The sequence below is a fragment of the Mycobacterium asiaticum genome, assembly GCF_001673365.1.
Lineage (GTDB): Bacteria > Actinomycetota > Actinomycetes > Mycobacteriales > Mycobacteriaceae > Mycobacterium > Mycobacterium asiaticum_A.
On the sequence record NZ_LZLS01000096.1, the window covers coordinates 1 to 12,399 of the forward strand.

4 protein-coding genes are annotated in these 12,399 nt (G+C 68.0%); 2 read left to right on the forward strand and 2 right to left on the reverse strand.

Annotated elements, in window-relative coordinates; genetic code table 11:
• A partial coding sequence (locus A5634_RS28645) for a hypothetical protein (protein ID WP_065143983.1) occupies positions 1-4,731 on the forward strand: 4,731 nt, incomplete at its 5' end.
• 668 nt (positions 4,732-5,399) lie between these two features.
• Here A5634_RS28645 and A5634_RS10495 read toward each other — a convergent pair.
• Positions 5,400-10,235 (reverse strand): PPE family protein, encoded by a 4,836-nt coding sequence (locus tag A5634_RS10495; protein WP_065143984.1) that lies wholly within the window; start codon positions 10,233-10,235, stop codon positions 5,400-5,402.
• A gap of 504 nt (positions 10,236-10,739) precedes the next feature.
• Complete coding sequence (locus A5634_RS10500; protein WP_065143985.1) at positions 10,740-11,735, reverse strand: LLM class flavin-dependent oxidoreductase; 996 nt, start codon at positions 11,733-11,735, stop codon at positions 10,740-10,742.
• 111 nt (positions 11,736-11,846) lie between these two features.
• Here A5634_RS10500 and A5634_RS28160 point away from each other — a divergent pair, with 111 nt between their 5' ends.
• A complete protein-coding gene (locus A5634_RS28160) occupies positions 11,847-12,260 on the forward strand; it encodes a hypothetical protein (RefSeq protein WP_155769468.1) in 414 nt (137 codons plus the stop codon).
• Positions 12,261-12,399: the final 139 nt, after the last annotated feature.

Sequence of the window (12,399 nt, forward strand, 5' to 3'; positions counted from 1 at the left end):
GCCGGCGACGGAGGTAACGGCGGTGCCGGCGAAGTTGTCGGCGGGGTGGCCGGTGACGGCGGCGACGGTGGTGACGGCGGAAACGTCGGCGCTGGCGGTGCGGCAGGTCTAGGTGGGGCCGGCGGCGCCGGCATCCAGCACGGCGCGACCGGATCCGACGGCACGGCCGGCCTTACCCCGGACAGCGGCGGTAAGGGAGGCGCGGGCGGGGCCGGCGCCACGGCAACGACTCCCGGCGGATCTGGCGGCAAAGGCGGCGATGGCGGCGACGGCGGATCCGTCGGCAACGGCGGTGCGGGAGGCGCAGGCGGGGATGGCCTGGCCGGCCAACAAGTTACCGCCAAGGGCGCCGACGGCAACGGTGGCGGCGCCGGTGGCGCCGGCGGCAAGGGCGGCAACGGCGGGTCGACCTCCGGTGACGGCGGCGTGGGCGGTGCCGGCGGAGACGGCGCCAACGGCAGCGCCGGCGTGGCTGGTGAGGATGGCGGCGCGGGCGCGGACGGTCAAGACGGCGGCACCGGCGGCGACGGCGGTCAGGGTGGCGCCGGCGGCGTTGGCGGCACCGCGCTCGGAAACGGAGTCAGCGGTAAGGGTGGCGCCGGCGGCGACGGCGGTCTCGGCGGGGCGCCCGGCAACGGCGGTAAAGGCGGCAATGGGACCGTGGTCGGCGGCGTCGCCGGCGACGGCGGTGACGGCGGTGACGGCGGCAACCCCGGCAAGGGCGGGCTCGCGGGCGTGGGCGGCGCAGGTGGCACCGGCGCGCAAAGCGGCGCCAACGGCACGGCGGGCAAGACCCCGGCCCTGGGCGGCGACGGCGGTAACGGCGGAGTCGGCGCCTCGGCCACCAGCTTTGGCGGCCACGGCGGTTCCGGCGGCAACGGCGGAATCGCCGGGAGTGTCGGCAACGGGGGCAATGGTGGAGCCGGCGGCCTAGGGTTCATCGGCAATGCGGGCACCAACGCGGCCAACTCCCTGCAAAACGGCACTGTCGGCGGAAACGGCGGCAACGGCGGCAACGGCGGCAACGGCGGCGCAGGCGGGTCCACCTCCGGGTTCGGCGGCAGCGGCGGCGCAGGCGGCAAGGGCGGCACCGGCGGTTTCGGCGGCAATGGCCATAACGGCGACACCGGTGCCCCGGGGGGCAACGGCGGCATCGGCACCAACGGCGGCCAGGGCGGCACCGGCGGCAACGGCGGTGTGGGTGGCACGGCGGGCACCGGCGCCTCAGGCCGGGGGATCGACGGTGCCGGCGGTGACGCCGGTAACGGTGGTACTGGTGGGCTCGCCGGCAACGGCGGTGCGGGTGGTACCGGCACCTTCGCTGGCGGCGGCACCGGTAAAGGTGGCGATGGCGGTGCCGGCGGAACCGTCGGGACGGGCGGCGCCGGGGGCACCGGCGGAGCCAACGGCGGCCAGGGCAAGAACGGCGACATCGGCAGCAACGGCACCGGTGGCAACGGGGGCAACGGCGGGGCCGGCGCGAATGCGCCTGCCTTCAGCGGCATCGACGGCGGGGGCGGCGGCAACGGCGGCAACGCTGGTCCGACCGGCAACGGTGGCAACGGCGGCATGGGCGGCACGGGCGGTAGTGGGGCCGCAGGTCCGGACGGACAAACGGGCGGCACGGGCGGAAAGGGCGGCGCCGGCGGATCCGGTGGCCAGGGTGGCACCACCTCCGGTGTGGGCGGCAACGGCGGCACTGGCGGGTCCGGTGGTGCGGGCGGCTTCGGCGGCGCAGGCGACGACGGCGCCAAGGGCCTCGCCGGCTTAAACGGTGGCGACGGCACCGACGGCGGCAACGGCGGTAAAGGTGGCGACGGCGGCAACGGCGGCGCGCCCGGCACCGGGGCGTCGGGCACCGGCGCCAACGGCAAGGGCGGCAACGGCGGCAACGGTGGCTTCGGCGGAACGGCCGGCAACGGCGGCACCGGCGGCACCGGCACATTCGAGAACGGCGGCACCGGCATCGGCGGCGACGGCGGCAAGGGCGGGACGTCCGGAACCGGCGGCGTCGGCGGCAAAGGCGGTGCCGGCTACGGCACAGCGGCAGACGGATTAGACGGCAGCGCCGGTAGCCGGGGCGTCGGAGGTAACGGCGGCACCGGCGGTGCCGGCGCCGACGCTCCCGCTTTCAGCGGCATAGCTGGTGGCAAGGGCGGCAACGGCGGCAACGCCGGTCAGGTCGGCAACGGCGGCACCGGCGGTGCCGGCGGAGCAGGAGCAATCGGGGCCACTGGCACCAAAGCCGTCAACCCCGGCGAATCCGGTGGAGTCGGTAGCCTCGGCGGCAACGGCGGCGGTGGCGGCAACGGCGGATTGGGTGGCACGATTTCGGGCCTCGGCGGCAACGGTGGGGTCGGCGGTGCAGGTGGCGTAGGTGGTTCCGGCGGATCCGGTGCCAACGGCGCACACGGCGACACCTTCGGTCCGGGTCAAACCGGCGGTCTAGGTGGCAATGGCGGCAAGGGCGGCGACGGCGGCAACGGCGGATTGGGTGGCGCGCCTGGCACCGGTGCCTCGGGTACCGGCAAGGGTGGTGCCGGCGGAAAGGCCGGCAACGGCGGTTTCGGCGGGACGGCCGGAGACGGTGGTACCGGCGCCACCGGCAGCTTCGCCAACAGCGGTAACGGCAACGGAGGTAACGGCGGCAAGGGCGGCACACCGGGCGATGGCGGGAACGCCGGAAACCCCGGTGCCGGTGGTGGCAGCGGCGCTAACGCCGGAGCCACTGGTGACAGCGGCAAGTCAGGCGGTAGCGGCGGCGGCGGCAACGGCGGTACCGGCGGCACCGGCGCCACCGCACCTGCCTACAGCGGCCTCAACGGCGGCAACGGCGGCGATGGCGGCGACGGCGGACCCGTTGGTAGCGGCGGCAAGGGCGGTAACGGCGGTGGCGGCGCGATCGGGGCCGCGGGTGCCGACACGAACGTCAACGGCCAGAACGGCGGCACTGGTAGCAACGGCGGCACCGGCGGCACCGGTGGCAAGGGCGGCATGGGCGGCCAGCTTGCCGGCAACGGCGGCGGCGGCGGCAACGGTGGTGCTGGTGGCATCGGCGGTGTCGGCGGCAGCAGTGGTGCTGGTGGCATCGGCGGAATGGGTGGGACCGGGGGAACTGGCGGAACCGGCGGTGCGGCCGGCACGGCCAAAGCCGCGGGTTACGGAAGCGGCGCGGTGGGCGGCGGCGGCGATGGCGGTACCGGCGGCACGGGTGGCGCGGGCGGCTCCGGAAAGACTGGTTCCATTCATGGCGGCCACGGCGGAACCGGCGGCACCGGCGGAAAGGCTGGCGCGGCCGGCGGTCTCGGCGGTGCGGTGGGCACCGCCGGGGACGGCGGTGTCGGCGGCAACGGAGGCATGGGAGCTGCCGGTACCAACGGCATATCAAACGGCGTCGCGGGCAGCATCGGCGGCAACGGCGGCAACGGAGGTACTGGCGGCCAAGGCGGTGCGCCAGCCATTCCGGGCGGCAGCGGCGGCGGCAACGGCGGTAACGGCGGCAACGCCGGTCGCGGCGGCGACGGAGGTAACGGTGGCGTCGGCGCACAGAACGGCGGTAACGGCGGCAACGCCGGTGGAGGCGGCAACGGCGGTAACGGTGGCGGTGGCGGCGCGGCGGGCGGCACCGGTGCTAAAAGCGGCAATGTTGGCCTGGCCGGGGGCGGCGGCAACGGCGGCAAGGGTGGAGCCGGCACGACTGGCGCGAGCGGCGTCAATCCGGGAACGGGGTATATGTACGGGCCCGCGGCCTCCGGTGCGGGTGGCACAAGCGTCGTCAGCGGCGAGACGATACCTGGATATCCGACCGGAATGGGCCAAAATGGCTTTGCCGGCGCGAACGGCGCGGACTACCAGATCGGCGGCACCGGCGGTGGCGGCGGTTGGTCTACCTTGGCGTGGCCGTTTGACCCCCATACGTCGATTGGCGGCACCGGCGGCACCGGCGGCAACGGCGGGTACGGCGCAACAGGTGGTGTCGGCGGTGTCGGCGGCAACGCCTCCAACGGGGCAAACGCCATCGGCGGCGCTGGCGGCAACGGCGGTGTCGGCGGGTACGGCGCGGACGGCGGCGCGGGCGGCAAGGGCGGTTACAACGCCGGCACGGTAGCGGGCGGCTATGGCGGCGGCACCGGCGGCACCGGCGGAGAGGGCGGCTTCGGCGGCGGCAAGGGCGGCGCTGGTGGCGAGGGTGGCAACGCCGTCGTCGGCACCAATGGTCAGGGCGGAATGGGCGGTAAGGGTGGCCAAGGGGTTACCGGCGGCACCGGCGGCTCCGGCGGCTCCGGCGGTGCCGGCGGCAACGCCGGATACGGCGCTGGCAACGCCACAGGCGGCATCGGCGGACAAGGCGGCGCCGGCGGGACCGGCGGCACCGGGGCGGTCGGCGGCCAGGGCGGCACCGGCGGCAGCGGCAGCATCAGTGGCGGCAACGGCGGCTGGGGCGGCGACGGCGGCACCGGCGGCACCGGCGGCACTGGCGGCAACGGCGGCGTCGGCGGCGCCGGCGGCCAGGGTGTCAATGGCGGTGTTAGCGGTGGCGGGGGAGTCGGCGGTGAAGGCGGTGCCGCCGGCGGCGGTGGCAAGGGTGGCGCCGGCGGCGCCGGCGGAGCCGGAGGCGCGGGCACCTCGTACCAATCCTTCAACGGCTCCAACGGTGGTCCCGGCGGCGGGGGTGCCCAGGGGGCCTCGGGCGGCGGCGGTAGTGCTGGCGGTAAGGGCGCGTCGGGGTAATCCCTCGCCGCCCGGCGGTCACCATCCGTTTGTCGCTGCCCTCGTGCTTCGTCGAGAGATAACCCACGCACACGCTTTTCGGCGTGTCGTGTGTGTGGGTTATATGTCGCGTGCGGGCGCCGGTACACCGTGAGGTGCCGCGCGCCCTAGCCAGACCGGGCCCAGTACGCGTTGCGTCGCCGAAAGATAAACCACGCACACGCTTCGCGGCGTGTCGTGTGTGTGGGTTATATGTCGCGTGCGGGCGCCGGTACACCGTGAGGCGCCGAGCCCTAGCCAGACCAAGCCCAGTACGCGTTGCGTCGCCGAAAGATAAACCACGCACACGCTTTTCGGCGTGTCGTGTGCGTGGGTTATATGTCGCGGCGGGCCAGGCTAGCCAGTGACCGGAATTGCCGGTCGGGCCGGGCCCAGTACGCGTTGCGTCGCCGAAAGATAAACCACGCACACGCTTCGCGGCGTGTCGTGTGCGTGGGTTATATGTCGCGTGCGGGCGCCGGTACACCGTGAGGCGCCGCGCCCCAGCCAGACCGGGCCCAGCACGCGTTGCTTCGCCGAAAGATAAACCACGCACACGCTTTTCGGCGTGTCGTGTGCGACGTTTATATGTCGCGGCGGGCCGCGCTAGCCGAACCCAAACCGCTGACCGCCACAGCGAGCCCGGAGCGTTACGCCCCGGTGCCGCTGGTGAAGAAGCCGGACAGCCGCTCGCCGATGTTGCGGATGCCCGAGTTGAAGGCAGCCGTGAGCATCGAGCCCGTGTTGGCGATACCGGAGATGCTGTTCCCCAAGTTCGATACGCCGGAAAGGAATTGGCCGACGGTGTTGTAGCCCGAGATCGCACCCTGCAAGGCGTCCGGCACCTGGTTCCACAAGCCTGAAACAGCGGTCCCAAGGTTTCCGAAGCCCGATACGCTGCCGTCGCCGCTGTTGAAGAAGCCCGACGACGGAGCAGTGGTCAGGTTCCCGAAGCCCGGGATGCCGGCGAGATTGATCGGGACGTTGATGGGTCCCAGCCCGCCACTCATCGAAACGTGCAACGGAGCCGCACCGATGCTGAACCCTGGAATGGTGAACGCCCCGGTGCTTCCGCTCAGGGGAACGTTGAGACCAACCTGAGGTATTTGTATGCCGCCGATGGTGAACGGAGCGGTGCTGCCGCCGAGCGGGATACCGAGTGCCACCTCAGGGATGCTGAATCCCCCGATAGTGAACGGGTCGGTTGTCCCGGACAACGGGATGTCCAGGCCGAACGGGTTGATCTGGAAGCCGTTGATGGTGAACTCGTTGGTCGTGCCACTCAGCGGAATATTCAGACCGAACGACGGAATGTCGAAGCCGGCGATGGTGAACGGATTGGTTGTGCCGCTCAACGGAATGTCAAGGCCGAATTTTTGAATGCTGAACCCGTTGACCGTGATGTCGCCGGTGCTGCCGCTGAGAACGGGGCCAATCTCGAAGTGCGCGAGTGTAATTGGGCCGATTCTGGCATTGAGGACGTCGGGCAGGCCGGGAAGACCGGGCACGTGGAACGGAATCACTCGGATCGTCAGGTCGACTGGGATGGTCACGCCGATGCTGAGGGGGATTCCCGCTATCACGATAGTGGGAATGCTGACGTCGCCGACTCCGCCGCCTGCGCTGATGTTGATCGGGATTCCCGGAATTTCGATGTCGGGCACGGAGACTCCGACGATGCCGCCGGAAGCCAACAGATTCAGCGGAATTCCCGGGATATCGATGTTCGGAATCGTCACCGGACCCAAACCACCGGACGCCAACAGACTCAGCGGAATCCCTGGAATGTCGATGTTGGGAACTGTTATCGCACCCAGACCGCCAGCAGCCATCAGGTTCAACGGGATCCCAGGGATATCGATGCTCGGAACCGTTATGGGCCCCAGCCCGCCGGCGGCCACCAGGTTCAGCGGGATGGCGGGAATCGTGATGTCGGGCACGGTGATTGGGCCGACGGCACCGATCACGTCGACGCTCAACGGGATTGTCGGGATGACCAGGCCGCCTTCGGCGCCGAACAGACCCTGATAGTCGCCCCGCCAGCCGATCCCGTTGCTGAAATTGCCCGGGATCAAAGCGCCGGTGTTGACGTTGCCGGTGTTGAGCAGGCCGGTGTTGAGATCACCGAGGTTACCTAGGCCGGAGTTGAGGTCGCCCGGGTTGAAGTCACCGGTATTGGTGCTGCCGACATTGAAGTTTCCGGTGTTTTGACTGCCGATGTTTGCGATACCGGAGTTGATGCTTCCGACGTTGAACAGCCCGGTGTTGGCGATGCCCGCGTTGCCCAGTCCGTTGTTGTAGTTGCCGGTGTTACCGATGCCGAAGTTGCCGTCGCCGGAGTTGAAGAAACCGACGTTGTTGCTGCCGGAGTTGCCGAATCCGATGTTGCCGCTACCGGAGTTCAGTGCGCCGATCCCGATTTGGTTGTCACCGGTGAGTCCGATTCCGAGGTTTCCGTTGCCGGTATTGCCGAAGCCGATGTTGTTGTTGCCGAGGTTGCCGAAGCCGAAGTTGCCGTTGCCCAGGTTGCCGACGCCGATGTTCTGCAGGCCGGCCGTCAATCCGGCGCCGGCGTTGCCGAACCCAAAGTTGCCCGCACCCAGGTTTCCGAAGCCGAAGTTGTTGTCGCCCAAGTTGCCAAAGCCAAAGCTCGCCGTCCCGGCGTTGCCGCCACCGAAGTTCTGAGTGCCGACGTTTCCGAGTCCGATGTTGAAGTCGCCGACGTTCGCACCGCCCAGGTTCAGGTTGCCGTCGTTGGCCAGACCCAAGTTGAGGAGAATTTGGCCGGACTCGCCGCGCAGGAGGCCGGCAAGATGGTCGCCGGCGCTGCCGATCCCGGAGGTGAAGGACGCTGTTGCCTGACCGAGCGTGCCTGTGTTGAACAGCCCCGACACCGAATTGCCGAGGTTGGCCATGCCGGAGGTGAGGGGTCCGGCGTTGAAGTAGCCGGAGTTCCCCAGTGCCCCAGCGGCCGTATTCCAGAAGCCCGATGCCATCGATCCGACGTTGCCGATGCCCGAGGTCGTGGACCCGCCGCTGTTGAAGAAGCCTGACGACGGGGTGCTGGTGCTGTTGCCGAAGCCCGGTGTGCCACCGATGTTGATCGGGATGGTGATCGGTCCGGCACTCCCTTTCACCTGCATCCCCAACGGGATTTCGGGGAGCACGATTTCTGGCGTGGTCAGCGGACCGAGTGTGCCACCGACGTTGATGCCCAATGGAATTGGCGGAAGACTGTAGCCGTCCGGGAACAACGTCAGCGGGCCCAGCGTGCCGCCGACATTGATACCCAAAGGTATGCCGGGCAGGGTGTAACCGTTGGGGAACAGCGTCAATGGGCCCAACGACCCACCCACGTTGATGCCCAACGGAATTGCGGGGAGGCTGAAGCCGTTCGGGAACAGCGTCAAGGGTCCCAGGCCACCGTTTACGTTGAGGCCCAGCGGAATTCCCGGCAGCGTTATCGGTGGGGTGTTGAATGGGCCTATGGTGCCGCCCAACTCGATTCCCAGTGGTATGCCGGGCAACGTAATGGTGGGGGTGTTGATTCCGCCGATGCTGCCGCCGACTGTGATTCCGCCGAGCGTCAGGTCAATTTGGGAGGGGCCGATGGTGCCCGGGGCGGATGGTAAGCCGATCAGGGAGAAGATGAACGGTGATTCGGGCACCTCGATGGGGACGTAGAGACTCTGGCTCGTCAGCCGCAAAGTGATCGGGTTGATCGAGACCGGCGGGACGCTGATGGGACCGACAAGTGCCCCATTGCTGTCGATGCCCAATCCGATGGCAGGAATGCCGATCGGCGGGATGCTGATTGGGCCGACGAGTGCGCCGTTGCTGTTGATGTCGAGTCCGATGAACGGAATTGTCAGGGGCGGCACGTTGATCGGCCCGACCAGGGCGCCATTGCTGCTGATGCCCAAGCCAATGGCTGGAATGTTAAGTGGCGGAAGGGTTATCGGCCCAACAAGCGCGCCGTTGCTGTTCAGCCCCAACGCAATCGGCGGAATGGAGATCGGTGGCACATTGATCGGCCCGACCAGCGCGCCATTGCTGTTGATGCCCAACGAGATCTGCGGAATGGTGATGGGCGGCACGACAATTGGGCCGACGCCGCCCAGCCCGTCCAGGTTGAGGTCGGCCGCGGGGATGATCAGCTCGCCGTGGAAGCCGGCCAGCCCCTGGTAGTCGCCGCGCCAGAACATGCCGTTGCTGTAGTTGCCGGGGATCAGGGCCCCGGTGTTGACGTTGCCCGTGTTGCCAATGCCGGTGTTGAAGTTGCCCGGGTTCATGTACCCGGTGTTGGAGTTGCCGGTGTTGAGGTCGCCCGTGTTCAGGTTGCCCGTGTTGAAGCTTCCGGAGTTGTAGTGGCCGAGGTTTGCTATGCCGCTGTTGACGTTGCCGACGTTGAACAAGCCGGTATTGGCGAGGCCGGCGTTGCCAAAGCCCGTGTTGTAGTTGCCGGAGTTGCCGATGCCGAAGTTGCCGGTGCCCGTGTTGAAAAAGCCGATGTTGTCGGAACCCGAGTTGCCGAAACCGATATTGCCGGTGCCAGAGTTCAGCGCACCGAATCCGACTTGGCCGTTACCCGTTAGCCCGAAGCCGATATTGCCGTTGCCGGTATTTCCGAACCCGACGTTGTTGTTCCCGGTGTTACCGAACCCGAAGTTGCTGTTGCCGATGTTGGCCAAGCCGATGTTTTGCAGTCCGGCGGTCAGGCCCGGACCGATGTTGCCGAAACCGATGTTGCCCGTGCCGACATTGCCGACGCCGAAGTTGCCGTCGCCGAGGTTTCCGAATCCGAAACTTCCGCTGCCCAGGTTTCCGCCGCCGAAGTTGTAGTTGCCGATGTTTGCGCTGCCGATGTTGATGTTGCCGGCATTTGCCGTACCGAGACTGCCGTATCCGGAGTTGGCGAAGCCCAGGTTGAGGTTCGACTGGACGTCGCTCTGCAGCAGGGCCAGGAATTCTTGTGGTTGCGCAAAGGGTGTCAGTGCGGCGGCGACGGCCGAAGCCCCGGCGTGATAGGCGGCCATGGCCGACACATCAAGGGCCCACATTTCTTCATAGAGACCCTCCATGAAAGCGATGGCGGGTGCGTTCTGCCCGAAGATATTCGAAAAAACCAGCGAGACAAACTGATTTCGGTTGGCTGCAACCAGTTCGGGCAAGACCATCGTCGCCTGGACCGCCTCGAATTCGGTGACAAGCGCCCCAGCCTGGGTTGCCGCCTGCGTCGCTTGGCTCGCCGCGGCCGCCAGCCACCCCGCGTAGGGGGCGGCCGTGGCTGACATCGCCATCGACGCGGCGCCCTGCCACGCTCCGCCGACCAGTCCGGAGGTGACCGATTGGAAAGACTCGGCGGCGGTCGCCAATTCGCCGGCCAGGCCTTCCCATGCGGCCGCGGCCGCGAGCATTGGCTGCACCCCAGCGCCGGCGTGGATCAAAGCCGAATTGATCTCCGGTGGCAGCACAAAAAAGCTCATCGTCCAACCTTTCTCAGGTGGCAGCGCGCCACGGAAAGCTCTCGTCAGCCGGCGACGACCGGTGACGGCCCCGACCCTCGGGCGTCGCAAGCTGGTGTTGTAGCGGTCAAGCTACGCGGACACGGTGGGGGCTAACCGTGCGATTTATCAAAGCGAGATGTAACCGTTATCAAAATGTGATAATCGGCCAATGTGAATGAAAAATAGTTTTACAAAGCGTTGTTGGAGCGCCAGTTCCGAGGCGTTTGTCAAGTTCGAAGATAGCACAGGCACTCGGAGCCACAAGTGCGCCAACGGAATTCGCCTAACGGCCGATGTAGCGACGAACAGCAAGAAAATGATCTTGAAAATCCAACCCGGACCAACACGGGTAATGCATATGCTTCGGCCACCCAAACAAATCCGAGAAATTGGTGCTTGTTCGCCGGCGATTGTAGGCAGACCTCTGTCTTGATACGTGCGCACCGCAGACACTCAGGTCCGAATCATATCTGCGCCGCAGGTTTAGGCACTAAGGCGGGCAGCACCGGCGAAGGCCCGCAATTCGCGTGCGATGTCGGAGCCGGCGGGCTGGTAGACGAGCTCGGTAACCCCCAACGCGGCCAACCCGTCGATTTTCTCCGAAACTTGTTGCGCGGTACCGGTCAACGCCATCGGGTTTGCGAATGTCAGGAAGTCAGAAAGGAAGCGCTGGTCGATGGCGTTTGGCTGCATGGCATGTCCGTCGTGTATGACGAAATGCCGCTCACCGGGTGGGTATGCCTCGACCGCTTCGCGCCACCGTTTGCCGCCTGGCAATGCATCAACAGCGCTGGCGCCACCGCGCTCGTACATCGCGTGGTACAGCACGACCGCCGATGGGCCCGCACCGTCGATCACCCGCGGCGAACTCAGCGTCTCCCCGTCCTCGAGGACTGTGCCGAAGCTCAGCAGCGCCCGCCACTGCGGCACACCGGGCGCATCGGGTTGCGGCATTCCGGCGGAGAACACCCCGTCGCCTAATTCCGCGGCGACGGCCAACCCCTTCGGTCCGTCGGCGCCGATCAGGATCGGCACGTCGATCGGCCGCGGCGCACCGCAACCGGGTAACTGCATCATCCGGATTTGGGCGCCGTCCCACTCGGCGGTTTCGCCGGCCAGCAATGTGCGCAGGCACCGAACGTACTCGGCGACCTGCCGCCATGCCATCGGCCGCTTACCCATCGCCAGACGGCCGGTGAAACCGGTGCCCACTCCGACCACGACTCGCCCTGGCGCCTGGTGCACCAATTCCGCGATGGCGGCGGCGTTGACCAAGGGGTGACGCAGGCTGGGGACAAGCACGCCCGGTCCGAGTCCAATCCGGGTAGTGCGTTCCGCGCATCGGCTGAGCACCATCCACACATCGGTCATCAGCGCCGGAGTGTCATAGAGCCACGCGCGCCGGTAGCCCAGGGCTTCGGCAAGTACCGCGTGGTCGGGACTTTCGGAGGCCGTTGCAAGCGCACAGGAGATGTCCATCCTCAGATTCTGGACTAGCGCGGGGCAGCACGGCGGTCGAGTTTCTGCATCCGAATTCGGGGGTATGCGGACCCAGCACACCTGAGACGACAGTTGGGATTGGTGAGTCTGATGAGATCTGAAGCTAAGACCGCGTTCGCGGTTTTCGGCGGTGGCGCCATGCTCGTCATGGCGGTTGCCTGTGGCGGCGGAGATAGCAAATCTCCGAGCAGCAGCACCACTCCGACCACGCAGACGACGGTTTCCAGTGCTGTCCCGTCCAGCGGCGCGGCTCCCTCACAAACGGCACCCGGCGGCGGCGGTCCCAGCGGCACCGGTGGCCCCGGCGGTGGCGGTGGCACCGTTCCGGGTGGTCCCGGCGGCAGTGGCGGCCCCGGCGGCGGTGGCGGCAGCATCCCAGGCGGACCCAGTGGCGGTGGCGGGCCCGGCGGAGGCGGCGGCACGATTCCGGGCGTCGGCGGCGGCGGTGGCGGACCGGGCGGTGGCGGCGGCTGCGTCGGCAACGTCTGCGGCGGATTCCCGTGATCGCGCGCCACTGATCACGACTGATCGCGCGTCATTGAACGGCGAGACGAGGACCGGGCTATGCCCGGTCCTCGTTTGTTGTTGGTCGGGGTTATGGTTCGCCTAGCACCGATCGCGAGGGAGCACCAATGGCGAAGCT